25 protein-coding genes and 1 rRNA gene are annotated in these 26,467 nt (G+C 69.7%); 17 read left to right on the forward strand and 9 right to left on the reverse strand.

The window, feature by feature from the left end:
* Window positions 1-679: 679 nt before the first annotated feature.
* The 4 genes from ACH4SI_RS40385 to ACH4SI_RS40400 all read left to right on the forward strand — a co-directional run bounded on the left by ACH4SI_RS40385 (window position 680) and on the right by ACH4SI_RS40400 (window position 3,042).
* Complete coding sequence (locus ACH4SI_RS40385) at window positions 680-952, forward strand: hypothetical protein (RefSeq protein ID WP_398305443.1); 273 nt, start codon at window positions 680-682, stop codon at window positions 950-952.
* A gap of 585 nt (window positions 953-1,537) precedes the next feature.
* The gene (locus ACH4SI_RS40390) at window positions 1,538-1,942 is read left to right on the forward strand and encodes a helix-turn-helix domain-containing protein (protein WP_398305446.1); all 405 of its coding nucleotides are present in this window, start codon (window positions 1,538-1,540) and stop codon (window positions 1,940-1,942) included.
* A 19-nt stretch (window positions 1,943-1,961) separates the two neighbouring features.
* Window positions 1,962-2,561, forward strand: a complete 600-nt coding sequence (locus tag ACH4SI_RS40395) for a hypothetical protein (RefSeq protein WP_398305449.1) — start codon at window positions 1,962-1,964, stop codon at window positions 2,559-2,561.
* Between the two features lie 133 nt (window positions 2,562-2,694).
* Window positions 2,695-3,042, forward strand: a complete 348-nt coding sequence (locus tag ACH4SI_RS40400; protein ID WP_398305513.1) for a DUF2516 family protein — start codon at window positions 2,695-2,697, stop codon at window positions 3,040-3,042.
* A 20-nt stretch (window positions 3,043-3,062) separates the two neighbouring features.
* Here the strand turns inward: ACH4SI_RS40400 and ACH4SI_RS40405 are convergent, their stop codons facing one another.
* Both ACH4SI_RS40405 and ACH4SI_RS40410 read right to left on the reverse strand, forming a co-directional pair.
* Complete coding sequence (locus ACH4SI_RS40405) at window positions 3,063-4,295, reverse strand: PP2C family protein-serine/threonine phosphatase (protein WP_398305452.1); 1,233 nt, start codon at window positions 4,293-4,295, stop codon at window positions 3,063-3,065.
* Between the two features lie 355 nt (window positions 4,296-4,650).
* Window positions 4,651-5,742 carry an NlpC/P60 family protein gene (locus ACH4SI_RS40410; RefSeq protein ID WP_398305455.1) on the reverse strand — a complete coding sequence of 364 codons (1,092 nt, stop codon included), beginning with the start codon at window positions 5,740-5,742 and terminating at the stop codon, window positions 4,651-4,653.
* A 402-nt stretch (window positions 5,743-6,144) separates the two neighbouring features.
* Here ACH4SI_RS40410 and pstS point away from each other — a divergent pair, with 402 nt between their 5' ends.
* From pstS to pstB, 4 genes are all read left to right on the forward strand, one after another.
* Window positions 6,145-7,260, forward strand: coding sequence for a phosphate ABC transporter substrate-binding protein PstS (gene pstS / locus ACH4SI_RS40415; RefSeq protein WP_398305458.1), 1,116 nt, complete (start codon window positions 6,145-6,147; stop codon window positions 7,258-7,260).
* Window positions 7,261-7,379: 119 nt separating this feature from the next.
* Window positions 7,380-8,369, forward strand: coding sequence for a phosphate ABC transporter permease subunit PstC (gene pstC / locus ACH4SI_RS40420; protein WP_398305461.1), 990 nt, complete (start codon window positions 7,380-7,382; stop codon window positions 8,367-8,369).
* A complete protein-coding gene (pstA, locus tag ACH4SI_RS40425) occupies window positions 8,366-9,430 on the forward strand; it encodes a phosphate ABC transporter permease PstA (protein ID WP_398305464.1) in 1,065 nt (354 codons plus the stop codon). The genes pstC and pstA overlap by 4 nt, the downstream gene beginning before the upstream one ends.
* A 26-nt stretch (window positions 9,431-9,456) precedes the next feature.
* Complete coding sequence (gene pstB, locus ACH4SI_RS40430; protein ID WP_398305467.1) at window positions 9,457-10,233, forward strand: phosphate ABC transporter ATP-binding protein PstB; 777 nt, start codon at window positions 9,457-9,459, stop codon at window positions 10,231-10,233.
* A 124-nt stretch (window positions 10,234-10,357) separates the two neighbouring features.
* Here the strand turns inward: pstB and ACH4SI_RS40435 are convergent, their stop codons facing one another.
* Window positions 10,358-11,356, reverse strand: coding sequence for an anion permease (locus ACH4SI_RS40435; protein ID WP_398305470.1), 999 nt, complete (start codon window positions 11,354-11,356; stop codon window positions 10,358-10,360).
* Between the two features lie 8 nt (window positions 11,357-11,364).
* A complete protein-coding gene (locus ACH4SI_RS40440; protein ID WP_398305472.1) occupies window positions 11,365-11,985 on the reverse strand; it encodes a DUF47 domain-containing protein in 621 nt (206 codons plus the stop codon).
* Between the two features lie 192 nt (window positions 11,986-12,177).
* Here ACH4SI_RS40440 and ACH4SI_RS40445 point away from each other — a divergent pair, with 192 nt between their 5' ends.
* On the forward strand, window positions 12,178-12,570 hold the full coding sequence (locus ACH4SI_RS40445) for a metal-sensitive transcriptional regulator (protein ID WP_398305475.1): 393 nt from the start codon (window positions 12,178-12,180) through the stop codon (window positions 12,568-12,570).
* A gap of 30 nt (window positions 12,571-12,600) precedes the next feature.
* Here ACH4SI_RS40445 and ACH4SI_RS40450 read toward each other — a convergent pair whose 3' ends face one another.
* Window positions 12,601-12,852 (reverse strand): hypothetical protein, encoded by a 252-nt coding sequence (locus ACH4SI_RS40450; RefSeq protein WP_398305516.1) that lies wholly within the window; start codon window positions 12,850-12,852, stop codon window positions 12,601-12,603.
* A gap of 127 nt (window positions 12,853-12,979) precedes the next feature.
* On the reverse strand, window positions 12,980-13,882 hold the full coding sequence (locus tag ACH4SI_RS40455; RefSeq protein WP_398305477.1) for a hypothetical protein: 903 nt from the start codon (window positions 13,880-13,882) through the stop codon (window positions 12,980-12,982).
* A 402-nt stretch (window positions 13,883-14,284) separates the two neighbouring features.
* Between ACH4SI_RS40455 and ACH4SI_RS40460 the strand changes: the two genes are divergently transcribed.
* The gene (locus tag ACH4SI_RS40460; protein WP_398305479.1) at window positions 14,285-15,871 is read left to right on the forward strand and encodes an FAD-binding oxidoreductase; all 1,587 of its coding nucleotides are present in this window, start codon (window positions 14,285-14,287) and stop codon (window positions 15,869-15,871) included.
* A 130-nt stretch (window positions 15,872-16,001) separates the two neighbouring features.
* Here ACH4SI_RS40460 and ACH4SI_RS40465 read toward each other — a convergent pair whose 3' ends face one another.
* Complete coding sequence (locus ACH4SI_RS40465; protein WP_398305482.1) at window positions 16,002-16,721, reverse strand: phosphatase PAP2 family protein; 720 nt, start codon at window positions 16,719-16,721, stop codon at window positions 16,002-16,004.
* Window positions 16,722-16,935: 214 nt separating this feature from the next.
* Window positions 16,936-17,943 (reverse strand): NlpC/P60 family protein, encoded by a 1,008-nt coding sequence (locus ACH4SI_RS40470; protein WP_398305485.1) that lies wholly within the window; start codon window positions 17,941-17,943, stop codon window positions 16,936-16,938.
* Between the two features lie 195 nt (window positions 17,944-18,138).
* Here ACH4SI_RS40470 and ACH4SI_RS40475 point away from each other — a divergent pair, with 195 nt between their 5' ends.
* The 7 genes from ACH4SI_RS40475 (at window position 18,139) to ACH4SI_RS40505 (ending at window position 26,233) form a co-directional block, all read left to right on the forward strand.
* Window positions 18,139-18,357, forward strand: coding sequence for a DUF397 domain-containing protein (locus ACH4SI_RS40475; RefSeq protein ID WP_398305488.1), 219 nt, complete (start codon window positions 18,139-18,141; stop codon window positions 18,355-18,357).
* A 250-nt stretch (window positions 18,358-18,607) separates the two neighbouring features.
* A complete protein-coding gene (locus tag ACH4SI_RS40480) occupies window positions 18,608-18,916 on the forward strand; it encodes a hypothetical protein (RefSeq protein WP_009716148.1) in 309 nt (102 codons plus the stop codon).
* Between the two features lie 301 nt (window positions 18,917-19,217).
* The gene (locus tag ACH4SI_RS40485) at window positions 19,218-20,114 is read left to right on the forward strand and encodes a hypothetical protein (RefSeq protein ID WP_398305491.1); all 897 of its coding nucleotides are present in this window, start codon (window positions 19,218-19,220) and stop codon (window positions 20,112-20,114) included.
* A complete protein-coding gene (locus ACH4SI_RS40490) occupies window positions 20,104-21,420 on the forward strand; it encodes a hypothetical protein (protein ID WP_398305494.1) in 1,317 nt (438 codons plus the stop codon). The genes ACH4SI_RS40485 and ACH4SI_RS40490 overlap by 11 nt, the downstream gene beginning before the upstream one ends.
* Window positions 21,417-22,979: an SCO6880 family protein gene (locus tag ACH4SI_RS40495; protein WP_398305497.1), complete on the forward strand. Its 1,563-nt coding sequence runs from the start codon at window positions 21,417-21,419 to the stop codon at window positions 22,977-22,979. The genes ACH4SI_RS40490 and ACH4SI_RS40495 overlap by 4 nt, the downstream gene beginning before the upstream one ends.
* An 85-nt stretch (window positions 22,980-23,064) precedes the next feature.
* The gene (locus tag ACH4SI_RS40500; protein ID WP_398305500.1) at window positions 23,065-24,483 is read left to right on the forward strand and encodes an ATP-binding protein; all 1,419 of its coding nucleotides are present in this window, start codon (window positions 23,065-23,067) and stop codon (window positions 24,481-24,483) included.
* A 1-nt stretch (window position 24,484) separates the two neighbouring features.
* Window positions 24,485-26,233, forward strand: coding sequence for a type IV secretory system conjugative DNA transfer family protein (locus ACH4SI_RS40505; RefSeq protein WP_398305503.1), 1,749 nt, complete (start codon window positions 24,485-24,487; stop codon window positions 26,231-26,233).
* Window positions 26,234-26,379: 146 nt separating this feature from the next.
* Here ACH4SI_RS40505 and rrf read toward each other — a convergent pair.
* Window positions 26,380-26,467 (reverse strand): 5S ribosomal RNA (gene rrf / locus ACH4SI_RS40510); the annotation flags it as partial.

A 26,467-nucleotide genomic window follows, 5' to 3' on the forward strand; every position in this document is an offset into this window, starting at 1 on the left:
ACCCGAGGCAGTACTTCTGCGTCGACCTGCGATGCCTCAACTTGAGTGAGACGCCACCGACCGGACCGTCTCACTCAAGTTGAGGCCTCTCGACGAGATTGACGGCCCCGGGACTGGTGGGCTCGCATGTTGAAAAGTCGCATATCCCTTACCGCGGACGGCTCGATCTTATCCTGGGTGGCATGAGCCGGATTGTCAGACCCTGGCTCTACGATCAGGCGATCGACCAACGAAGACTGTGAACTGGCAGCAGCGGGCCAGGACCGGTAGGCAGACAACCGGTGTGTCAGCGGCGCCATCACAGGGTGCAGCAATCCCGAAGACCAGCGTTCCTTCGGCAGCGTCGGTACAAGCACATCCAGCACGGTCATCCGCAGCCCGATACATCCCTGTACGACTGGATAGATGAGACCCTTGACAATGGGACGCCCAAGCCTGACCACAATGACCCGACCAAGCGCGTTGTCAGATGGCGATTGGCTAAGGGTGTGATGTTCAGGATGGTCTTCTCCGAAAGGGTGTACGGTAATTCTCACAACGGTCGCCCCAGGGGCATAATAACAGCGTTCAAGGAATGAGCGGATCACGTAGTAGGGGTTTGCCAGTGGAACTTGCGGTACACGGTGAGCTAAGCCAAGAAGAGTGGCTGGAGCGTTTTCGGCGAGCTACAGAAGCCAGCATGCACAGCCAGTTCGCCACGGAAGAAGATCGTGGCACCTTGCGAGAACTGGCCTTCGACAGCCGCGAGGACGGTGTATGGGCAACCGTGTCCTTTTCCATGGCCCGCCACCCCGGAATCACCTTCGTCCGTAGTCAGAGGGTTATGCCTGACCTGAGTGCGGAGGAGGATCCGGACTTCGCAGCGATGCTACTCGGAACCCATCTGATCGAGTGGTTCTACACAGAGGCCAGGAAGAAGACTCCTGACGCCGATGGCATCATTCGGAATTGACCTACGGGCCGACCCTCCATTCCCCCGCCCCATGACGCTCGACTGGTGCCACCTGCTGCCCGGCAAGCACATCCGTCGGCCAGGTCCCGGTCATGTATTTCGCGAACCACGCCCTGCGCCACCTGTCCATCCTGGACATCGCCTGGTTTAGATAGCCACCTGGTGGAAACGCCTCGCCCCCGGCATTCCATGCCGGGGGCGAGGCGTTTCCAGTGTCGCAGGGTCAGTGAGAGCAGTGCGCACGGGTGGTCCCGGCAAACGCATGGCCCGCCGCGGCGACATCGCGGCCGGTGAGATGCGCGAACTGGCCGAAGTCGGCCGCGCGGCTACGCAAGACCGGCAGACTCCAGAACTTGCCTACAGATGATCGGGACGACACGGCACATGCCCACAGAAGTCCGGGACTGCCTACACATCACCGGAACAGAACACGTCCTCGTCCGACTGACATTCGACCACGGGGGTACGACAACACCCGGCACACCACCCGGCCGATCCGGCCGGAGGGCCCCGCCGGGTGGCGCGCGCCACTATTGCAAGCATCTTGCTTGCAATAGTTAGCACTCTTGGTGCAGCATCGAAGGCATGGCATCACTCAACGTCGGCAACCTCGGCGACTTCCTGCGGGAGCAGCGGCGCACCGCCCAGCTCTCGCTGCGGCAGCTGGCCGACGCCGCCGGGGTGTCCAACCCGTACCTCAGCCAGATCGAGCGCGGACTGCGCAAGCCGAGCGCCGAGATCCTGCAGCAGCTCGCGAAGGCGCTGCGGATATCCGCCGAGACCCTGTACGTACAGGCGGGGATCCTCGATGAGCGCGATCGGGAGGATACCGAGGTGCGCAGCGTGATACTCGGGGATCCCACGATCAACGAGCGGCAGAAGCAGGTGCTGCTCCAGATCTACGAGTCCTTCCGCAAGGAGAACGGACACGGGACCGCCTCGGGGGACGCCCCCCTCGCCGACGCCGACGTCGCCACACCCTCGAACTGATCCGGGAGGACCAGCAACCATGGCCATCACCGACGACGTACGCAAGACCCTCACCGACCCGACCCCGCTCTACTTCGTGGCGGGCACGGCCGACCTCGCCGCCCAGAAGCTCAAGGAGGTGCCGACGCTGGTCGAGAAGATCGTCGCGGAGGCCCCCGAGCGCTTCAACGCGGTGCGCAACACCGACCCGAAGGCCGTCCAGGACCGGGTCACCCGACAGGCGAAGGGCGCCCAGGGCAAGCTCAACGAGGTGCTGGGCTCCCTGGACACCGACCTCAAGAAGCTCCGGGACTCGGCGCAGGACCTCGCCCTCCAGGGCGTCGGCCGCGCCGCCGAGCTGGCCGTCAAGGCGCGGGAGCGGTACGACGAGGTCGCCGAGCACGGCCAGGAGGTCGTGAAGACCTGGCGCGGCGAGGCGGCCGACGAGGTCGTCGACATCGCCTCCGCGATCGAGCCCCACGAGGAGAAGAGCGCGCCCAAGGCTCCGTCGCAGCCGGTCGCGGTGAACTCCGCCAAGGAGACGCCGAAGGCCACGGCCAAGCCGGCCACCCCGGCCAAGAAGGCCCCGGCCCGCAAGCCCACCACCGCCAAGAGGCCGGACTCCAAGCCGTCCCACTGACGAAGCGGAATTGTCGGGGGCGCACAAGAGGGCCGGGTACGCAGCCTGCGTGCCCGGCCCCGGCAGCGGGTACGGTGGCCCGTAATGCTCATCCCTCTTTTCTCCTGAGCGTCTCTTCCGGGCGGTGGACAACGTGCTGGTGCAAGGTTTCGGTGAGGTGCTGAACTGGGTCTCCTTGGGGTTGCTCGTGTTCAGCCTGTTCGCCTTCGTCGACTCAGCGATCCGCCGCGAGGACGCCTACCGGGCCGCGGACAAGCAGAACAAGTGGTTCTGGATGATCATCCTGGGGCTCGCGGCCGTGGTGAACTTCTTCATGGGCATCATGAGCTTCCTGCCGATCATCGGGCTGATCGCGACGATCGTGTACATGGTCGACGTACGCCCGGCGCTGCGGCAGATCTCCGGCGGTGGCCGCGGCTGGCCGCGCGGGCGCGGCTCCAGCTCCGACGGTCCGTACGGGCCCTACAACGGCGGCCGGTAGGCAGCACACCGGGAAGCGGCTCAGCCGCGGTCCAGCAGGAGCACCGCCAGGTCGTCCGTCAGCTCGCCGCCGTTCAGCGCGCGCACCTCGGTGACCGTGGCGTCCAGCAGCTCCTCGCCGCGCAGCCCGGTCGCCATCTGACGGGCGACGATCTCGACCATCCCCTCCTGGCCGAGCCGCTGCACCCCGGCCCCGACGCGTCCCTCGATCAGCCCGTCGGTGTACATCATCAGGCTCCAGGCGCCGCCCAGATCGACCTGGCGGCGCGGCCAGCGGGCGTTCGGCAGCAGGCCGAGCGCGGGGCCGTTCTCGTCCGTGGGCAGCAGCCGGGGCGCCCTGCCGGGCCGTAGGGCCAGCGGTGAGGGGTGTCCGGCGAGGCAGACCCCGGCCCGGCGGCCGTCCGGGGCGATGTCGACGGTGCACAGGGTCGCGAAGATCTCGTCGTCCGGGCGCTCGTTCTCCAGCACCTGCTGGAGGGTGCCGAGCAGCTGGTCGCCGCAGAGCCCGGCGAAGGTCAGGGCGCGCCAGGCGATCCGCAGCTCCACGCCGAGGGCGGCCTCGTCGGGGCCGTGGCCGCAGACGTCGCCGATCATCGCGTGCACCGTGCCGTCCGGGGTGCGGACCGTGTCGTAGAAGTCGCCGCCGAGCAGGGCCCGGCTGCGGCCGGGCCGGTAGCGGGCGGCGAAGCGGAGTTCGGAGCCCTGGAGCAGCGGGGTGGGCAGCAGTCCGCGCTCCAGCCGGGCGTTCTCCTGGGCGCGCAGCCGGGACTCGGTGAGCTGGCGCTGGGCGAGGTCGGAGCGTTTTCGCTCGACCGCGTACCGGATGGCGCGGCTGAGGATGCGGCCGTCCAGCTCGTCGCGGAAGAGGAAGTCCTGCGCCCCGACCCGGACCGCCTCGGCGGCGCGCTCGGCGTCGTCCTCGGCGGTGAGGACCAGGACGGCCTGGGTGGGCGCGAGCTTCAGTACGGAGCGCAGCGTGTCGAGCGTGTCCTCGGCCTGGTGCCCGGAGCCGGGCAGGGCCAGGTCGAGCAGGATGCACTGCACCCCGTCGGTGAGCAGCCGGGAGGCCTCGGTGAGGTTACGGGCCGTACGGATACGGACCCGGTTGCCCTCGGTGTCCAGCATCTCGGGGACGTTGAAGGAACCGGCCGGATCGTCCTCGATCACCAGCAGGGTGAGCCCGCTGTCGGGCAGGGCGGTCGGCCGGGCCTCGGTGGCCAGCGCCTCCCGCTGCCTCGGCACGGGTACGGACATCGCTCGATTCCTTCCCTCCCCCCGAGGGCGTGGCGCCCGCCGCCGACCGGCGGACCGCACGAACCGGCCCGCACACCGACTGGTCGGTGTCAGGGCATGCAAGCCGGATACTGCCAGCCGACCTTAGCGCCCGGTCCGGACCCCGGGGAATGACCTTCCCGAAGCCACTTTTGTCATATGCCCCACGGCCCGGGCGACTTGGGGGAATCCGGACAGGGCCGGAATGACGAAGGTCACGCCAACTCGTCGCCGTTTTGTGGAACCGAACACGGATGACGCGGTTCGCGCCCCAAACACACCGGGGCGAGGCCGACATACCATCCGAATCACACCTGCGGCGAGAAATCGGCCCGAATCAGGAACCGTCCGGGCGCACGACGCCCAGGATCGGCATCGACCCCGCCCCCGCCAGGGTGATCGGGCGCCCCGGGCGCGGGGCGTGGACGATCGCCCCGTCGCCCACGTACATCCCCACATGGCTGGCGTCCTTGAAGTAGATGACCAGGTCGCCGGGGCGCATCCGCGCGGTGTCCACCTTCGGCAGCAGCCGCCACTGCTCCTGCGAGGTCCGCGGGATGGCCCGGCCGGCCGAGGCCCAGGCCCGCTGGGTCAGCCCCGAGCAGTCGTAGGCGTCCGGACCCACGGCGCCCCAGACGTAGGACTTGCCGATCTGGGCCGTCGCGAAGTCGATCGCGCGCCGCCCCACGGAGCTGGAGCGTCCACCGACGTCCCGCAGTATGCCGGTCTTGAGCCATTTCGCCTGAGACGCCCGGTCCCGCTCCTCCTGGAGCTGCCGCATCCGGTCCCGCTCCTTGGCCTCGAGCCGCGACTCCAGCCGCCGGGCCCGGGCGAGCTTTTCGGTGATCTCCGCCCTTGCCGCCGCCTTCTTCGCCCGGCTCCGGTCGAGCCGCTCCCACTCCTCGGAGGCGGACTCGGCGTACCGGTCGAGCGCCGCCTGCGTGCGCTCCAGCCGGTTCATCAGCCCGCGGGCCGCCTTCTCGCCCTTGCGCGCGAGGGTGAAGCCGTCGAGGACGTCGCCGGGGTCGTCCCCCAGCAGCACCCGCGCCTCGGGCGGCAGCCCGCCGCCGCGGTACTGGGCCCGCGCCAGCGCCCCGGCGCGCTCCCGCAGCCCGGCCATCTCCTGCTGTGCCTTCACCACGGCCCGCGCGATCCGCACGATCGACTTCTCCTGGCGCGTCTGTTTCTCCCGCGCGAGGTTGTACGCGTCGGTGGCTGATTCCGCTTGCCGGTAGAGGCCGTCCACTTCCGAGCGGACCTTCTCCAGTCGTCCACCGCCGGACGCGCCGCCACCAGTGCCGCCCGGCGTCGGCTCCGGTTCGCCGGGCGCCGCGTACGCGGGGCCCGGCACGGCCGGCACTCCCAGCGCACAGACGAACGCGACGGCCGCGGCGGCGCCCGCGCCCCTCCCTCTCCCGTCCCGCCTCACCCGCCGACCTCCTCTGCTCCAAGTAGGGACGGATAGTGACATGCCGTACCGCAATCCGACAGAGCCACGCGCCGGTCGGCCGCACACCCGACGCGATCCGGCGTCTTGAGAGGACGAAAGTAGACGGAGACGGCCGTAAGCGGAGAGAAGCGACAGAGCGTCAGGAAGCCGGACCGCGACCACGCCGTGACCCAGCCGTTATCCGGCCACCACACTGACGGCCGAGGTTCACCGTTCGTTAACTCTTCCCCTTCGGCCGCTTCACCTGATCTGCCTAATTTCAGCCCTACTGAGGCGCAGACCGAGTCGCGTGCCCGGCCTCGCGCCCAGCGCACACCCGTCCCTGCGGACCACACTGTCGCGCCGTCCCCCACCGGCGGCTTCTGGAAGGAATCCCCGAAAGTGAAGCTTCAGCGCAACAACCGGCTTCGCGCCGTCGTCGCCGGTGCCCTCGCTCTGTCCGGCGCCATCGTTCTCACCGCGTGCGGTTCGGACAACAACACCGGCGGTGGTGGCGCCCAGTCCACCGGCAACATCAAGTGCGATGGCAAGGGCCAGCTGCTGGCCTCCGGCTCGTCCGCGCAGAAGAACGCCATGGACCTGTGGACGAAGAACTACGGTGCGGCCTGCAAGGACGTCAAGCTCAACTACAAGGCCACCGGCTCGGGTGCGGGCATCCAGGAGTGGCTGCAGGGCAAGACCGCGTTCGCGGGCTCCGACTCGGCGCTCAAGCCCGAGGAGGTCGCGTCCTCGAAGAAGATGTGCAAGGGCGGCCAGGGCGTCAACCTGCCCATGGTCGGCGGCCCGATCGCGATCGGCTTCAACGTCCCCGGCGTGGACAAGCTGACGCTCGACGCCGAGACCCTCGGCAAGATCTTCAACTCGGACATCAAGACGTGGGACGACCCCGCGATCAAGAAGCTCAACCCGGGCGTGAAGCTCCCGAGCCTCAAGATCCAGGCCTTCCACCGCTCCGACGAGTCGGGCACCACCGACAACTTCACCAAGTACCTCAAGGCCGCCGCCCCCAAGGCGTGGCCGCACGAGCCGGGCAAGGCGTGGGAGGGCAAGGGCGGCCAGTCCGCTGACGGTTCCTCCGGTGTCTCCTCGCAGGTCAAGCAGGTCTCCGGCTCGATCTCGTACTTCGAGCTGTCGTACGCGACCGCCAACAGCATCAAGACCGTCGACCTGAACACCGGCGCCGCGAAGCCCGTCCAGGCCACCGTCGAGAACGCCTCCAAGGCCATCGCCGAGGCCAAGCCCAAGGGCACCGGCAAGGACCAGGCCCTCGACCTGGCGTACGACACCAAGGCGGAGGGCGCCTACCCGATCACGCTGGTCACCTACGAGATCGCCTGTGACAAGGGCAACAAGGCCGACACGCTCAAGGCGACCAAGTCCTTCCTGAACTACGCCGCGAGCAAGGACGGTCAGTCCGCCCTGAAGGAGCTGGGCTACGCCCCGCTGCCCGACGCGATCGCCAGCAAGGTCCGCGAGAGCATTTCCAGCCTCTCCTGACCTGAAGGTGCGGCCTGTTCCGCTCCGGCCCACAGGCCGGAGCGGGGCAGGCCGCACCGTCCGGTGCACCGCCGCACCAGGAGCCTCACCCCCATCCGGCTCCGCAGACCGGAGAACCCATGAAAACGGATATAGAACCCACATCCTCATCCGCCGGGTCACCCCCCAAGGTCGCGACCCGCTCCACCGGCCGCGCCGGTGACAAGATCTTCCTCGGCCTCTCCCGGGGCTCCGGGATCGCCCTCCTTGTGATCATGGCGGCCATCGCGGTCTTCCTCGCGTACCGCGCCGCCATCGCGATCTCCAAGGACGAGGCCAACTTCCTCACCGCCTTCGAGTGGAACACCGGCTCGACCCCGATGCGCTTCGGCATCGCGGTCCTCGCCTACGGCACGGTCGTCAGCTCGATCATCGCGATGGTCATCGCGGTCCCGATCGCCGTCGGCATCGCGCTGTTCATCTCGCACTACGCACCGCGCCGGCTCGCCACCCCGGTCGCGTACGTGATCGACCTGCTCGCCGCGGTCCCCAGCATCGTCTACGGCCTGTGGGGCGCGCTCTTCCTGGTGCCGCACCTGACCGGGCTCTACACCTGGATGGACGAGTACCTGGGCTGGACCAAGATCCTCTCGTACCAGGGCGGTGCCGCTCGGTCGCTGTTCACCGTGGGCATCCTCCTGGCGATCATGATCCTGCCGATCGTCACCAGCGTGAGCCGCGAGGTGTTCCGACAGGTCCCGAAGATGCACGAGGAGGCGGCGCTGGCGCTCGGCGCGACCCGCTGGGAGGTCGTCCGCATGGCGGTCCTCCCCTTCGGCCGCTCCGGCATCATCAGCGCCTCGATGCTGGGCCTCGGCCGCGCGCTCGGCGAGACCATGGCGGTCGCCACCGTGCTGTCCCCCAGCTACCTGATCAACGTCAGCCTGCTGGACCCGGGCGGCGGCACCTTCGCGCAGAACATCGCCAGCCACTTCAAGGAGGCGAACGACAACGGGCGTGACGCCCTCATCGCCTCCGGTCTGGTCCTGTTCGTCATCACCCTGCTGGTGAACGGCGCCGCGCGAATGATCATCGCCCGCCGCAAGGAGTACTCGGGGACCGCAGCATGAGCGACACGACCACCGACACCACCACGCCGCGCGCGCCCGCCTTCGCCAAGGCGCGACTGCCCCGCTGGGCCCCGCTGGGTCTTGCCGCGGTCTCGATCGCCGCGGGCGTCGGCATCGGCAGCGCCGCGGGGCTCGGCAACCCCTTCCAGCTGGGCCTGATCGCCGCGCTGCTCTTCGTCGTCCTCTCCTACGGCGTCACGGCCGCGGTCGAGAGCAACCGGCAGGCCAAGAACCAGCTGGCCACCAGCCTGGTGTGGCTCTGCTTCGTGATCGCGGTCGTCCCGCTGCTCTCGCTGATCTGGGAGACCATCAACCGCGGCAAGACCGTGCTCGACGGCTACTTCCTCAGCCACTCCATGGAGGGCGTCCAGACGATCCTGCCCGGCGGAGGCGCGTACCACGCGATCCTCGGCACCCTGGAGCAGGTCGGCATCGCCACCCTCATCGCGGCCCCCATCGGCCTGCTGACGGCCGTTTACCTGGTCGAGTACGGCCGCGGGCGGCTCGCGAAGACCGTGACCTTCTTCGTCGACGTCATGACCGGCATCCCGTCGATCGTGGCCGGCCTGTTCATCCTCAGCTTCTGGATCATCATCCTGGGCTTCGGCTACTCCGGCATCGCCGGCGCCATGGCGCTGGCCATCCTGATGATGCCGATCGTGGTCCGCTCCACCGAGGAGATGCTCAAGCTCGTCCCGGACGAGCTGCGCGAGGCGTCCCTCGCGCTGGGTGTGCCCAAGTGGCGCACCATCCTCAAGGTGGTGCTGCCCACCTCGATCGGCGGGATCACCACGGGTGTGATGCTCGCGGTCGCCCGTATCGCCGGTGAGTCCGCCCCCATCGTGCTGCTGGTCTTCGGCTCCCAGGCGATCAACCCCAACCCGTTCGACGGCGCCCAGTCGTCGCTGCCGTACTACATCTACGAGCAGTGGCAGCTGGGTAACGAGGCCTCGTTCAACCGTGCCTGGGCCGCGGCGCTCGTACTCATCGCCTTCGTCATGATCCTGAACCTGGTGGCCCGCGGCATCGCCCGCTGGAAGGCCCCGAAGACCGGCCGCTGAGGCCAAGAAGAAGAGAAGTGATTCACATGGCCAAGCGCATCGACGTCAGCGGTCTTACGGCCTACTACGGCAGCCACAAGGCCATCGAGGACATCTCGATGACCGTCGAACCCCGCTCGGTGACCGCCTTCATCGGCCCGTCCGGCTGTGGCAAGTCGACCTTCCTGCGCACTCTCAACCGGATGCACGAGGTCACCCCCGGCGGCCGGGTCGAGGGCAAGGTGATGCTCGACGACGAGAACCTGTACGCCTCCGGCGTCGACCCCGTCTCCGTGCGGCGCACGGTCGGCATGGTCTTCCAGCGCCCCAACCCGTTCCCGACGATGTCCATCTTCGAGAACGTCGCGGCCGGACTGAAGCTGAACGGCTCGTACAAGAAGAGCGAGCTGCAGGACGTCGTCGAGAAGTCCCTCAAGGGCGCCAACCTGTGGAACGAGGTCAAGGACCGGCTGAACAAGCCGGGCGCCGGGCTCTCCGGCGGTCAGCAGCAGCGGCTGTGCATCGCCCGCGCCATCGCGGTCGCGCCCGACGTGCTGCTGATGGACGAGCCCTGCTCGGCGCTGGACCCGATCTCGACCCTCGCCATCGAGGACCTGATCGGTGAGCTGAAGGAGCAGTTCACGATCGTCATCGTGACGCACAACATGCAGCAGGCGGCGCGCGTCTCGGACCGTACGGCCTTCTTCAACCTGGCCGGCGTCGGCCAGCCCGGCAAGCTCATCGAGATCGACGAGACCGAGCGGATCTTCTCCAACCCGTCCGTCCAGGCGACCGAGGACTACATCTCGGGCCGCTTCGGCTGACGGACAAGCCCCTCGCCCCCGGGCGAGGAACGGCGTCCTGCGGTGCTGCATGGCGGTGCCACCGCACGACGAAAGGGCCCGCCCCTGGCTCCCGGGGGCGGGCCCACTGACGTGTACGCGGCGGTCAGCCGAAGGCCAGGTCGACGATCCAGTAGCTGAGGGCGGCGACTCCGGCCGCCGCGGGCATGGTGATGAACCAGCCGAGGATGATGTTCTTCGCGACCCCCCAGCGCACCGCGTTCACGCGCTTGGTCGCCCCCACACCCATGATCGCCGAGGTGATGACGTGCGTCGTCGAGATCGGCGCCTGGAACATGAACGACGCGGTGTACATGACCGAGGCCGCCGTCGTCTCGGCGGCGAAGCCCTGCGGCGGGTCCAGCTCGATGATCCGGCGGCCCAGGGTGCGCATGATGCGCCAGCCACCCGCGTACGTGCCGAGCGAGAGCATCGCGGCGCAGGCGATCTTCACCCACACCGGGATCGCGTCCCCCTGATCCTCGACACCGCCGATGACCAGGGCCATCACCACCACACCCATGGTCTTCTGAGCGTCCTGGAGACCGTGCCCGAGCGCCATGGCGGCGGCCGACACGGTCTGCGCTATCCGGAAGCCGCGCTTGGCCTTGTGCGGATTGGACTTCCGGAACATCCAGAGGATGGCCACCATGACGAAGTAGCCCAGCACCAGGCCGATGACGGGCGAGATGACCATCGGGAGAACGATCTTCTCCACCACCCCGCTCCAGTGAACGGTGCTGGCACCGGCGAGCGCCGCGCCCACCAGGCCGCCGAACAGGGCGTGCGAGGAGGAGGACGGCAGTCCGTAGTACCAGGTGATCATGTTCCAGAAGATCGCCCCGATCAGTGCGGAAAACAGGATGATCATGCCCTGTTTTCCGGTCGGGGTGGCGATCAGGCCCTCACTGACGGTCTTGGCGACCCCGCTGCCCAGGAAGGCACCGGCGAGGTTCATCACCGCGGCCATCGCGAGCGCGGCCCGCGGGGTCAGGGCCCGGGTGGAGACCGAGGTGGCGATGGCGTTCGCCGAGTCGTGGAAGCCGTTGGTGTAGGTGAAGAAGAGCGCGACCGCGATGGTCACGACGAGCGCGAAGGTGTCCATGCCGGGACTCAGGACTCCTTGACGGCGATCGTCTCGACCGTGTTGGCCACGTGCTCGAAGGCGTCGGCCGCCTCTTCCAGCACATCCACGATCTGCTTGAGCTTGAGCACCTCTATCGCGTCGTACTTGCCGTTGAAGAGGTGGGCCAGCAGCTTGCGGTGGATCTGGTCGGCCTGGTTCTCCAGCCGGTTGACCTCGATCCAGTACTCCGTGAGGTTCGTCATGGTGCGCAGGTTCGGCATGGCCTCGGCGGTCAGCTCGGCCGCCCGCGCCAGGACCTCGATCTGCTGCTCGACGCCCTTGGGCAGCTCCTCGACCTGATAGAGGACGACCAGGTCGACGGCCTCCTCCATGAAGTCCATGATGTCGTCGAGGGACGAGGCGAGGGAGTAGATGTCCTCGCGGTCGAACGGCGTGATGAAGGAGACGTTCAGCTGATGGAAGATCGCGTGCGTGGCGTCGTCCCCCGCATGCTCCGCGGCCCTCATCCGCTCGGAGATCTCGGCACGAGCGGCGGAGTCCGCCCCGAGCAGTTCCATCAGGAGCTTGGAGCCGGTCACGATGTTGTCCGCGGAGGCGGCGAACATGTCGTAGAAGCTCGTCTCCCTGGGGGTCAGACGAAAGCGCACTGGGGATCCTCGGAATGCAGCGGATGGGGACTGAACGATGCTAGGCGCATCTTCCGGCCACGGTAACCGGCGTCCCCAGTGTCGCCCATCGGGCTGCGTGCTCTTCACAGGGGCCCGGTTCGGCCGGAAAAGCCGTTACCATATACCCACTAGGGGTATGTGTGCACCGATAGTGAACAACGGGAGGACGTCATGACCACCACGGCAGCCGACACCACCGCGCCCACCGGCGGCGATGAGCGGGGCCAGGCGTCCGGCCACGCTTCCCCTACCCACGGCGGCCACGGGTACGCCCACCAGAAGGACCAGCACCTGAAGCGGCTGCGCCGGATCGAGGGCCAGATCCGGGGCCTCCAGCGGATGATCGAAGAGGATGTCTACTGCATCGACATACTCACCCAGGTCTCCGCCGGCACCAAAGCCCTGCAGTCCTTCGCCCTCCAGCTGCTCGAAGAGCATCTGCGGCACTGCGTCGCCAGCGCGGCCGTCGAGAGCGCCGCCAAGGAGGGCGACGAGGGAGAGGACGAGGTGGACGCCAAGGTCGCCGAGGCGACGGCGGCCATCGCACGGCTGCTGCGGACCTGAGGACGCGCCCCGGGCGGTTGACCCCTCTTCCTACCGGGCGTCCGGACCGTCGATTTCCGGCCGCTCCGGACGCTCGGACCGCTCCGGCCGATCGGCCTTCCGCCTCTGCGAGCGCTTGGCCGAATCCGATCGGTCGGCCTCCACCCGGAGCACCTCGTCGATGCGGTCCGGACTGAGCCTCTCCTCGTCCGCGCTCGCTGCAGCGATCATCAATTCACCGTAGAGATCGATCTCGACGAGGGCCACGGGGTCCGGACCCGGTGAGCCGCGACGCGCAACCACGTGTTTCACCTCCTCCTGCGAGCACCTTCGAGCACTTTCCAGCAGCAGCTTCCCAGCGTAGGGATCGGTACACACTCCGCGCATGGCACGGATGGGCCATTTCGAAGGACAGCGGCGCCCCCGCGGACTACTTCTGAGGCGATCCGACCTTTCCTGCGTAGATATCCGCGGGCTTGGGCAGCTCGACGGCGGTCTCCACCCCGAAGTCGTACAGCTCCGTCGTCGAGGCGACCCCCACCGCCCGCCGCCCGTCCGGGCTCTCGGCGGACCGCGCACCGCTCGCCCGGCTGGTCACGGTGAAGCGATGCCGCACCTCACGCAGCCGGCCCAGCCCGTCCAGATACGCGTCGAAGGGCACCAGGGGGTCGGTGAACCCCTTCGCCGCGGCGCGCAGCGGCCCCCGTACGCCGTGCGAGGCCACCTCGGCCGCCCGGCCGATGTCCGTGGTGCCGCGGTAGTGCCGCACCAGGGCGCCGTCCCGCCCCTCCTCCCCGACCAGGCTCGCCCGCCGTACCCCGCGCAGCAGTTCGGCGGCGGTCAGCGGATCGGTCGCCCCGCCGGTGACCAGGTTGCCGTCCGGAATGCCCGCCGTGTCCACCCGTACCCATTTGTCCCTGGGGATGCCCGCGCCGCGGTTGCGCATGAAGAGCGCACCGGGCGCCAGCAGTTCGGTGATCGGCCCGTGCTCGGCCGCACCCGTCGCGTCCCTCGGCAGCGCCAGCCGCAGCCGCCCCCGCCGCCGCTCGTAGTCGTACGCCCCGCTGCCCTCGATCGACACCCGGGTGCCGCCGGTCGCCGTCTCCAGGGTCGTCCGCACCCGTGAACTTCCGGAACTCACCAGCACATCCGCGGCCTGATGCAGCACGGCGACCGCGGCCGCCGCCCCGGGGGCGCCGCCCGGGCGCTCGTCCGCCACCATCCGGTACGAGCAGCCGCTGACGGTCGCCAGCAGCCCGGCCAGCAGGCCACCCGCCACGCACCCGGCGACCGCCCTCGCCCGTCTCCTTCCACCGCGCCGCTGAACCACCATCGACCGTCGACCCCCTGGCCACGCTCGTCCACGCCTTGATACTTGTTCGTTTAACGAACCGTTCCGTCCGCCCGTCACGGCCCGGTAGCGTGGTCATGTGCTCGACTCAGGTGACACAGGCCCCGGCCAAACCCTCACCAGCACCGTGGAGAAGGGGTCCTTCTGCCGCGCCAGATGCACCTGCGGCTGGACCGGCCCGGCCCGCCGCGCCCGGTCCATGGCCCGCGACGACGCGAGCGCCCACACGACGGACCGTCATTCTTCCGCCACAAACGGAACCCCGCCGCCCGACTCGCCCTCTGTCCAGGAGACCGGGCGGCATACGCGGGAGCGGCCTACGCAGTAACGGCGGTGGCCCGGTCGACCGGTGGGACGCAAGGTCGACAGGGAGGGGACCCCGCCATGAACCGGCGGACACTGCTGGCTGCGAGCGCGGGACTGGCATCCACGGGCACGTGGGCCGCGGCGTGCAGCAGCAACACCACGGGACACGCCGGCGGCGGCGTGAAGTCCTTCGGCACCGTCTCGAACAGCCGGCCCGCGGCGAGCGACGGCAAGGCGAAGGCCGCGGACTGGACCGCGCTCGGCAGGGCGCTGCACGGCGACCTGGTGCGCCCCGGCGACGCCGACTACACCTCCGCCAGCCATCTCTACAACACCCGCTTCGACCATCTGCGGCCCGCCGGTGTCGCCTATATAGGCAATACGTCCGACATCGCCGCCTGTCTGGACTTCGCCCGGCGCCACGGCACCCCCGTCGCCATCCGCAACGGCGGCCACAGCTACGCGGGTTATTCCAGCGGTGACGGCCGCCTGGTCATCGACGTCTCCGCGCTCGGCTCCATCCGCACCACCACGGGCGAAGCCCGCATCGGCGGCGGCGCCAAGCTCATCGACGTCTACACCCGGCTCGGCGCCCACGGCGTCACCGTCCCGGGCGGCTCCTGCCCGAGCGTCGGCATCTCCGGGCTCACCCTCGGCGGCGGCCACGGTGTGGTCTCCCGGGCGTACGGACTCACCTCCGACCACCTCACCGGCGCGACCCTCATCACCGCCGACGGCAAGACCCTCCAGGTCTCCAAGGACCGCGAACCCGACCTCTTCTGGGCGCTGCGCGGCGCCGGCGGCGGCAACTTCGGCGTCGTCACCGAGCTGCGCTTCCGCACCCGCAAGCCCGGCGACGGCGTCACGGCCTACATGTCCTGGCCCTGGTCGAAGGCGGCCAAGGTGCTCAAGTCCTGGCAGAAGTGGGGCCCCGACCAGCCCGACGAGATCTGGTCGGCGCTGCACCTGTCGGCCGCCCCCGGCCACACCCCGACCGTCTCCATCAGCTGCTTCTCCCTGGGCACCTACGGCGACCTGCAGAACGCGGTGGACCGGCTCGCCGACGGCCCGGGCGGCCCCGGCCCCGCCTCCCGGGTGACCCTGCGCCGCCGGGGGTACGTCGACGCGATGCGCATGTACGCGGGATGCGGCGACACCTCGACCACCCGCTGCCATCTGCCCGGCGACAAGCCCGGCCGCGGCGCCGACGGGGCGCTGAAGCGGGAGACGTACGCGGCGCGGTCCGACTTCTTCGACCGCTCGCTGAGCGAGGCGGGGGTGCGCGCGATGCTCGGCCAGGTCGAGCGCTTCGGGCGGCGCACCAGCGGCGGCGGCGCCGTCAGCATCGCGCTCACCGCGCTCGGCGGCGCCGTGAACCGCGTCGACCCGCAGGCCACCGCCTTCGTCCACCGCCGCTCGCGGTTCCTCGCGCAGTACACCGCGTCCTGGGCGGCGGGCGGCGCGGGCGCCCCGCAGAACGCCTGGCTGGACGAGGCGCACACGGCGATGCGGCGCTACGCCTCCGGGGCGGCGTACCAGAACTACACCGACGCCACGCTCAAGAACTGGCGCTCGGCGTACTACGGATCCGGCGCGGACCGGCTGGCGCGGCTGAAGAAGCGTTACGACCCGAAGCGGCTCTTCGACTTCCCGCAGGCGCTGTGACCCCGCGGGGGCGGTAGCGGCCTGTCGTCATGTTCTGTACGTAAGAAGGTTCTGTACGTACGAATGTTGTTCTGTACGTACGACGGACGGCCCGGCCCGATGCCGTGCCGCCCGTCGTCGCTCATGTGGTTCAGGCCGCGAGGTCCTTGCTGCCACGCTCCGTGCCCGGCGACCGGGTCTCGGCCTCGGGGAACTCCGGGAAGCCCTCGCCCGCCGCGCCGGCCGACGCTGGCTGCCCGGCCCGTATCAGCCAGCCGGCACGCGACCCCGCGATCGTGGTGGTGAGCGGCGTCAGCAGCATCATCGCGAGCGGCGCCAGCAGCAGCGCGACCGCGGTGCCCAGCGCGAACCCGCCGATGACATCCGTCGGATAGTGCACGCCCATGTAGACGCGGCAGAAGCCCTCGAGCAGCCCGAGCCCGATCGCGGCCACCCCGTACCGCCGGTGGGCCATGAAGATCCCGACGGCGAGCCCCATGGTGAGCGTCGCGTGATCGCTGACGAAGGAGAAGTCGGTCTTGCCCGCCACCAGGACGTCGAGCCCCTGATGGTCCCGGAACGGCCGCGGGCGCTGGACGAAGCCGCGGATCGGGATGTTGGCGATCAGCGCGAGCCCGGCGGCCAGCGGCGCCCACATCAGCCCGGCGACAGCGGACGGCGCGTCCTGCGGCCGCTTCCGCACGCTCCACCAGGCTCCGAGGCCCACCAGGGCGAGCCCGATGATGATCCCGAACTCGCCGACGAACTCCATCACACGGTCGAACCAGTGCGGGGCGTCCTTGGCGAGCCCGTTGATGTCGTAGAGAAGGCTGACATCGGGGTTCGACCCGTCCAGCGCGAGTCCAGCCATGTGCCGCGGCCCCTTATCTCTCACCTGTCGCTACGTACAGCTGCCGACCCCCGTGATCCCCCACGACCGGCGACCCCGGCGAGCGATGCCGAAGGATGTGCCGCCGATCCACTTCCAGGAAACGCCCTCCTTCCGCAAGGCGTTCCGTTCGCTACCCAACGATCACCGGGACGTTATCGAAGGGTGACCCATCGTCGCTGCTCAGGCGGAATCCTTACGCCGCGCTGGGCTTGGGCAGCGCTTTTGCGCCATCCTTCGTCACCCGCGTCGCCCCGATGTAGTCCGGGGAATCGATGGGGTCGAAGCGGATCACCGCACCAGTGTAGGGCGCGTTGATCATCTTCCCGCCGCCCACGTAGATGCCCACGTGGTGAATGGATCTCGGGTCGTCGAGGTCGTACGCGAAGAAGACCAGATCACCGGGGAGCAGCTCATCGCGCTTGGGATGCGGTCCGGCGTTCCACTGGTCGTTGGCGACACGCGGCAGCTCGATCCCCACCGTCGCGTACGCCGCCTTCGTCAGCCCCGAGCAGTCGAACCGCCCGCCCTGCTCCGGGGTGCCGTTGCCGCCCCAGAGATACGGCTTCCCGAGCTGCTTCTGCGCGAAGTAGATCGCCGCGGCCGACTGCCGCGACGGCTGCACGGTCCGCGTGGGCGCCGCGAAGCTCTTGGCCAGGTTGGTGATCGTCTTCACGTAGTTCTGGGTCTCGCGGTACGGCGGCACGCCCTTGTACTTGAGCACGGCATACGCGCCCGCGTTGTACGACGCCAGCATGTTGTGCATCTGATTGCCCGGCACGTCCTTCACGTACTTCGCCAGGGAGCAGTCGTAGGCGGCCGCGGACGGAATCGCGTCGTTCGGATTCCAGATGTCCCGCTTGCCGTCCTTGTCGCCGTCCACCCCGTGCGACGCCCAGGTGGCCGGAATGAACTGCGCCAGCCCCTTGGCGTTGGCCGGGCTCTGCGCCTTCGCGTTCCAGCCGCTCTCCTGGTAGAGCTGCGCGGCGAGCAGGGCCGGGTTGAGGGCGGGGCAGGAGTTCCCGTACCGCTGGATCAGCGGCGCGTACGACGCCGGGACGGAGCCCTGCGCCAGCCCGACGCTGGTGCCACCACCACCGCCCGCGAGGTTCGCGGCGACCATGTAGGTGCCGAGAACGAGCAGGGCGATGAAGGAAAGACAGACTCCGATACCGACACTGACACCCAGCCAGACCTTACGCACCCGGCCATCCTCCCCCATCAGCCCGCGGTACGAACGCGTTTCCGTACGCACGGCGAAAATCAGCCGCTCGCCAGCCGAAACCCTACGGGCGGCCGGTGTCCCACACCCCCTGTACCCCCTCCGCGCACCCCGCCGAACGCGTAAAGTCCGGCCCGTCCGAGCACCTCACACCCCCATGAACCCCAAGGAACACGGATGACGCAGCTGGACTGGCAGCGGGCCTCGACCGACGAGGACGAGGGGGCGGGCGCCTACCTGGAGGTGGCCGCGGGCCCCGACGGCCGGATCTACATGCGCGAGAGCAACGACCCGAAGACCGTCGTCGTCACCACCCAGGCCAAGTGGGACGCGTTCCTCAAGGGGGTCAAGGCAGGCGAGTTCGACGACTTCGCGGAGGACCTCGCCGAGGAGTAAAGGGCTCCGCTACCGATCGTTGCCCGGGGCCCACCCGCGTGATACACAGAGTGACCAAAGGGCACCTGACGGACCCTGATGGACATGGCTCGTACTCCCGCCAGGCCACCGTGGTCCACAACACGTACGAGATCCGCCAAGAAATGCCGCCCAGTCGACATGCGGAAGCGGAATCGTCAGCGAAGATAGAGACTGACCCACGCCGGCCCGGCGGGGCACACAACTACCCAGAAGGGGCGGTGAGTTCATAATGTTCCTAGCGGCCGAAAAGGGCGACATCAACACCATCATCGGCGGAATCGCCCCAGATTGGGGTCCCTTCGGGAGCCTGGGCAGCGAGGCCCGCGTGATGATCGAGGTCGTCATGGCCGTCGCGCTGCTGCTCTGCTTCGGCATCGCGATCTGGGGCGCGGCCAAGCAGCGCATCGGCGCGACCGCGCTGCGCGACACCTTCAGCGCGGAGCAGGGCAAGGGACTGATCGTCGCAGGGCTGACCGGCGTGTTCATCATCGGCTCGCTGGGCACGCTCTTCACGATCGTGTACGGCATGGCCATTTAGCCACGCCCCCGCCCCGCCCGGTTCGCGCCCCCCGCGCGCCGGAGCCGACCCCCGTGCGCGGCGCACGCCCCCGCCGCCGAGCCTCCGCCCCCGATCCCCCCTACCGGCCCCACCCTCCGTACCCGAGGCTGCTTCCTGATGCCCGCACCCGCCGCTCCCGTCGCCGAGGTCGTGTCAGTCTGATGTCCACTCACACCACCACGCCCACACGTCGGTCCACGCCGCTACCGTCGTACCAGCGTGGCGGAAGAGCAGCCACGGACGGCGGCAGGGTCGGCACGGTTGAAGGGGCGGGCACGCGATGAGTCTCGGCGGTGACGGCGGCTACGGCGGTGACTACGACTACGACGGCCAGGACGTCGGCCGCACCCGCGGCACGGCCTCCGGCGGCCATCTGACGCGCACCCGCCTGCCCGAAGGCGACGAAGACCCGTACGGCCCGCCCCGCCGCGGCCCCGGCCGGGCCGCCAAGCCGAGCCGCAACCTGATCACGGTCGTCGGGGTCGTCGTCCTGCTCCTCGCCGCCATCGCCTTCGTCAATCGCGGCGGCCAGAGCGACGGCGGCTCGTCCGACGCGGGCTCCGGCGGCTCCAACGCCGACGCCCAGCCCACCGCCCCCACCGGCACCCGCCCGGTCACCGGCGAGAACGGCACGACGGGCATCGCGAAGGGCTTCGCGAAGTCCCGGCAGGGGGCGCAGAGCGCGGCGGCGAACTACGCGGTGGCGCTGAGCTCCGCCGGTATGTTCAACCGCGAGCAGCGCCACGATCTCCTGCCCCAGATCTTCACCAGCGCGGCAGCGGCCCCGCTCCAGGCCAAACTCGACAAGGCATACTCCGCCGACTCCCTGGAGAAGATCGGCCTGGACGCGAACGGCAAGGCCCCCGAGGGCATGACCTACATCTCGCGCACGGCCCCCATGGGAACCAAGGTCTCAAAGTTCACGAACACCACGGCGACGGTGGCGGTGTGGTGCACAGGGGTGTTCGGCACGGCGGGCGAGGGATCGAAGAATCCGGTCACCAACGACTGGTTCACCCTTACGCTCAAGCTGCGCTGGGTGAACAACGACTGGAAGGCCGAGGCCTACTCTCAGAAGGACGGCCCGGCACCGGTCAACAGTGACCGCACCGCGTCCACAGCCGACGAGATCGCCAAGGCAGTCGAGCAGTACGGAGGGTTCACCTATGCCCGCTAGCGTCCGCCGTTGCGCTCTCGTGCTGGCCGGTGCCGTCGCGTCCGTACAAACGGCGACCGTTCTACTGGCCAGTCGTGCTTTCGCCGCACCGTCGCCCACTCCCACCCCGTCAAAAGACGGTCACTGTGACGACATCATCGGCCCCGCCCCCTGCGGCGGCGGAGGCGGCTCGGGCGCCCCCTCCGACCCCACCTCCCCCCTCGACCCCGCCGCCTCCCTGGCCCACGGCTGCGCCGACGCCGCCGCCTGGCTCGTCGGCAAGCTCTCGAAGCTCGTCAAGGAGACGGCGAACGTCGACTTCACGAACGCGGCCTTCCTCCGCCAGTACGCCGTCGTCTTCGCCGCCTCGACCGTCCTCACCCTCATCCTCTGGCTCCTCGCCGTCGCCAAGCGCGCCATCCGCGGCGTCCCGCTCGGCGAGGCGCTCTCCGAGGCCATAGGCTTCCTGTGGCTCACGGTCCTGGCCTCCGCCTTCACCCCGCTCATCCTCTATACGGTCGTCACCGCCACCGACGCCGTCACGGACGCCATCGCCTCCGGCACCGGTGCCGACAACGACGCCTTCTTCGGATCGTTCTCCCAGGCCCTCAAGCGGGACGAGGACATCGGCGGCGGCCCCATCATGCTCATCGTCGTGTCGCTCGTGACGATCCTCGCGGCCGGTGTGCTCTGCCTGGAGCTGGTCATCCGCGCGGCCCTGCTCTACGTCGGCGCCCTGCTCGGCACGGCCGTCTACGCGGGCCTCGTCGACAAGAACATGTGGGGGCACGTCCGCCGCTGGGCCGGGATCATGATCGCGGTGATCCTCGTCAAACCGGTCATCGTGATAGTCCTCGCCCTGGCCGGCGCGCTCTCCACCTCCGGCAACGAGCCCAACGCCTTCTCGGCCGTCGTCTCCGGCCTCTCCATCATCATCCTCGCCATCTTCGCCAGCGCGATGATCTACCGCTTCGTGCCCGGCTTCGGCGACGAGATCGTCAAGGCCCGCAGCGCCAGCGCCGACCCCGCGTCCCGCCAGGCCGCCGCCGTCATCAGCTCGCCCGCTGCCCTGGTGAAGCAGGGCATCAACACCCACAGCGCCCGCGGCGGGGGCGACGGCGGCGGAGGCGGGGCCCGGCCGGCCCAGACCAAGCCCGCCAACCCCGTGTCCGGCGGCGTCGCCGCGCACAGCTCCCGCGGCGGCGGGGGCGGCAGCGGCGGGGGCGCCTCCGGCGCCGGCCGCACCGGGAACTCCGGGGGCGGCGCTCCCGCCCCCCGCTCGCAGAACAACAGCTCAGGCAACAACCCGGGAGGTGACCGGCGGTGACGGTCGATGCCCAGTCCCACGCCATCGCACCGCGCCGCACGTATCTCATCGGCCGTGCCCGCCCCAACGCGATCGTCGGCAAGAACCGCGAGACCGGTGAGATCGCGCTGATCATCGCGGGCGCGTTCATCGGGATGATGTGCGGGCTGCTGGTGCCGATGCTGTCGCTGCGCATCGTCGCCCTGGTCGGCTTCCCGACCATCGCGCTGGCCGCCGTGTACGTGCCGTACAACGGGCGTACGTTCTACCGCTGGTTCGAGATCAACCGCTCGTACCGGCGCAGCGTCCGCAAGGGCACCACCGGCTACCGCTCCGCTGCCGCCGAGGCCGGCACCCGGATCGACGGCCGCGAGGTGGAGGTCGGCCCGCCCCCCGGCATCGGCCGGATCAACTGGCTGGCCGCGCCGTTCGGCCCGGACGAGATCGCCGTCCTGCTGCACGCCGACCGCCGCACCGTCACCGCCGCGATCGAGATCGAGGGCCCGGGCGTGGGCCTGCGGGACAGCGAGGACCAGGAGGCGCTGGTCGACCGGTTCGGCACGCTGCTCAAGCATGTGGCCAACGGCGACGGCTTCGTGACCCGGCTGCAGATGCTGGCCCGCACCCTCCCCGCCGACCCGGACGCGCACGCCAAGGACGTCGAGCGGCGCGGCGACAACGCCTCCCCGGACTGGCTCAAGGACTCGTACGACCAGCTGCAGTCGATGGTGTCCACCTCCTCCGAGCAGCACCGCGCGTACCTCGTTGCCTGCATGCACTACACCCGCGACCTGGCCGCAGAGGCGCAGACCATCGCGCGCGCCACCCGCCGCAGCGGCGGTGGCGGCAGGATGGACAAGGACGCGGGCCTGGCCGTGATCATGGCGCGCGAGCTGACCGACATCTGCGCGCGGCTCGCCGAGGCCGACATCCGGGTGCGCCAGCCCCTCGGGCAGGGCCGGCTGGCCTCGCTCATCCACTCCATGTACGACCCGGACCACCCCATCGACCACATCCAGGCGATGACCAAGCGCAACGCCTGGCCCGCCGAGCTGGACGCGATGGAGCCCACCTACCTCCAGGCGAAGACCCGCGAGTCCAGCACCCGCGAGCCCTGGTGCCACGCCACCGCATGGGTGAAGGAGTGGCCCATGACGCCGGTCGGGGTGAACTTCCTCGCCCCGCTGCTCGTCCACACCCCCGATGTCATTCGTACGGTCGCCGTCTGCATGGATCTGGAGCCCACGGAGATCGCTATCGAGCGCATGCTGACCGAAAAGGTCAACGACGAGGCCGAGGCCAGCCGCGCCGCGAAGATGAACCGTACGGTGGACCCCCGCGACATCGCCGCGCACGGCAGGCTCGACCAGCGGGGCGAGGACCTGGCCAGCGGCGCCGCGGGCGTCAACCTGGTCGGCTACATCACCGTCTCCTCCCGCTCGCCGGAGGGGCTCGCCCGTGACAAGCGGACCATCCGGGCCTCGGCGGGGAAGAGCTATCTCAAGCTGGAGTGGTGCGACCGTGAGCACCACCGGGCGTTTGTGAACACGTTGCCGTTCGCGACCGGTATCCGCCGTTAGCCGACCGCAGCTGATCAGCTGATCGACAGACAGCCGTGAGAGACGGCGTAGAGACGACTGGGACTGGGACGATAGGGGCTCCGCCGTGGCCGATCCGATGACCGCCGTCACCGACGCGTTCACCAGCTTTCTGTTCGGGAAGGTGGAGACGACCCGACTGCCGGTCCGTACGTCCACGGGGCAGGCGCAGGCCGTCTACCTCCCGACCGCGGCTCCGGGCCTCGGCGACTCGGGCGTCATCATCGGGCGCGAGGTGTACTCCGGGAAGGGCTACATCTACGACCCGTTCCAGCTGTACGGCCAGCAGCTGCCCGCCCCGCACTGGCTGGTGCTCGGTGAGTCCGGCAACGGCAAGTCGGCCCTGGAGAAGACGTACGTGCTGCGTCAGCTCCGGTTCCGCGACCGCCAGGTGGTGGTGCTGGACGCCCAGGGCGAGGACGGGGTGGGCGAGTGGAACCTGATCGCCCAGGAGCTGGGGATAACGCCCATCCGGCTCGACCCGATGGCGGCCCTCGACGGCGGCATCCGGCTCAACCCCCTGGACCCTTCGATCACGACGACCGGTCAGCTCGCCCTGCTCCGCACGATCATCGAGGTCGCGATGGGGCACGGGCTCGACGAGCGCTCCGGCTTCGCCCTCAAGGTCGCGCACGCCTACGTCAACGAGACCATCACCGACCGCCAGCCGGTGCTGACCGACATCGTCGAGCAGCTGCGCCACCCCGAGCCGGAGTCGGCGGAGGCGATGAACGTCGACCTGGACGACGTACGGGCCTGGGGCCTGGACGTCGCCCTGGTGCTGGACCGGCTGGTCGACGGTGACTTGCGCGGCATGTTCGACGGTCCGACCACGGCGGGAATCGATCTCGACGCGCCGCTCATCGTCTTCGACCTGTCCCATATCGACCGCAACTCGATCGCGATGCCCATCCTCATGGCGATCGTGGGCGTCTGGCTGGAGCACACCTGGATCCGGCCGGACCGCAAGAAGCGCATCTTCCTGGTCGAAGAGGCCTGGCACATCATCAACTCGCCCTTCGTGGCCCAGCTCTTCCAGCGGCTGCTGAAGTTCGGCCGGCGGCTCGGCCTGTCCTTCGTCGCCGTCGTCCACCATCTGTCCGACGTGGTCGACGGCGCGGCGGCGCGCGAGGCCGCGGCGATCCTCAAGATGGCCTCGACCCGGACGATCTACGCCCAGAAGGCGGACGAGGCCCGGGCCACCGGGCGGGTGCTGGGCCTGCCACGCTGGGCGGTGGAGATCATTCCGACGCTCTCGCCCGGCATCGCGGTCTGGGACGTCAACGGCAACGTACAGGTCGTCAAACACCTGATCACCGAGGCCGAGCGCCCCCTCGTCTACACCGACCGGGCGATGACCGAGGACGGCATGGCCGTTCAGCTGGCCGCCGAGGCGGAGGCCGAGGAGCGAGCGGCAGCGGCGGTCGAGGCCGCGGCGGAGGCCGACCCCTACGGCGGTCCGTCGTACGGCTCCACGGTGGCCTGACATGGCGTCGGGGCAGTACCGCGGCGGGTCCGCGGAGCACGGCGGTCGCGGAGGACAGCCGTCCCCCCAGGGGGGCATTCCGGACGGGCTGCTGGTCGGACTCTTCGCCTTACTGCTGGGGCTGACCGGGATCATCTGGTCGGCGACCGGCCTTTCCGCGCTCTTCGCGCACGGCGCCTGGCCGGACGGCCTGACCTTCCTGCACACTCCCCTGGCGCTGCGCCATCTGGTGGAGGAGCCGCACAACCTGGCGGCGGCCTGGCCCACCACCCCGAAGCACCAGCTGTCCGGGTACGGGCTGTTCTGGGGCATCCTCATCAGCGAGCTGATGGTGCTGATCGTGCTCGTCGTCTTCGCGATCGGCACGCTGGCCCGCTACCGGCTGGTCCGCGCCAAGCGCCGCGCCGCCCTGGCGGAGGCGGCCGCCGAGGGCATGGGTACGGAGTGGGCGCCTGGCCCCGCGGGCTCCCCGGCGGCCCTGGCGGCTCCAGCCGCCTCGGCGGCAGGGGACAGGGGAAGGCCCGCGGAAGCACCCGAACCACCCGCGTACGGGACGGTCACGGGCCCCGGCAGACCAGGCGAGGAACACATCCCGGCCGCCCGGCCCGAGGCCACCACACCCGGCGCCCCCGGCGCCGACGGACCGGTCGGCCCACCGGCCATCGCATACGAGACGGCAAACGGCCCCGTCGCCACGGAACGCACCGAACCGTCTCCCCAGACCTTGCACGGCCCGGGCAGCCCCCAGGGACCGGCCGCGGCGCCACAGCCGCTGCCCGCCCTCGGCGCCGACCTCGCCGCCGGACTGTTCCGCCCCGGCGGCGAACCGGCCGGCTCCCGCGTCCTCTTCGGCGCCGAGCGCCGCGAAGCCGCCGCCCAGGCCATCCTGGAGGCGGTCGGCCCGGTCCTCGCCGTCACCAGCAATCCCGACCTGTGGGCCGCGACCAAGGACGCCCGCGCCAAGTTCGGGCCCACCCACGTCTTCGACCCGTCCCATCTCCTCGACACTCCGGCCAGGCTGCGCTGGAACCCGGCGGACGGGTGCGGCTCCCGCGAGGTCGCGGCGACCCGCTCCGCCGCCCTGCTGGCCCCCGTACGCCCCGCGCACGCCATGGATCAGCCGATGGCGGAGGCCGCGGAGACCATGCTGCGCTGCTGGCTGCACGCCGCCGCGGTGGACGGCCGGCCGTTCCGCCACGTACACCGCTGGGCGCAGGGCAGTTCGGCGCATGAGCCGGTACGCATCCTCCGTACGCACCCCAAGGCGGCGGGGGGCACGGCCGGCGAGCTGGAAGCCACCCTCACCGCGCATCCCGAACGCCGCGACATGGCCCAGGAGCTGACGGCGCGTGCGCTGGGCGCACTCTCCTCGATCCACATTCGGGACGCGTGCAATCCGGCGCGGCCCGATGCGCTCGCCCTGGAGTCATTCATCGGGGAAGGGGGAACCCTCTACCTGATGGGGGAATCCATTGAGGACCCCCGGACCCAGCCGAGTGCGATGCCCTTGTTGACCGCACTCGCCTCACACGTGGTCGAGCACGGCCGGCGCATGGCCGAACGGTCATCCTCCGGTCGGCTCGACCCACCACTCACCCTTGTGCTGGACGACGTGGCCGCCGTGGCGCCGCTTCCGGCGCTGCCGGACCTGCTGGCCCAGGGCGCCGCGCAGGGCCTGCCCACGCTGGCGCTGATGCGCTCGCAGGAACAGGCACGAGCCCGCTGGCCGCACCGCACACTGGTCGGGTAGTCGGGTAGTCGGGTAGGTCGAGTCGAGTCGGGTAGCGGGTAGCGGGTCGCCGGCAGGACGAAGACGTCACCAGACAGCCCGTCCCGTACAAACGCAAAAATGCCTCGGTCCCGAGCATGAAATGCTCGGGACCGAGGCTAAAGATTGTTCGGCGGCGTCCTACTCTCCCACAGGGTCCCCCCTGCAGTACCATCGGCGCTGAAAGGCTTAGCTTCCGGGTTCGGAATGTAACCG

The organism is Streptomyces sp. NPDC021212 (assembly GCF_044332925.1).
GTDB lineage: Bacteria > Actinomycetota > Actinomycetes > Streptomycetales > Streptomycetaceae > Streptomyces.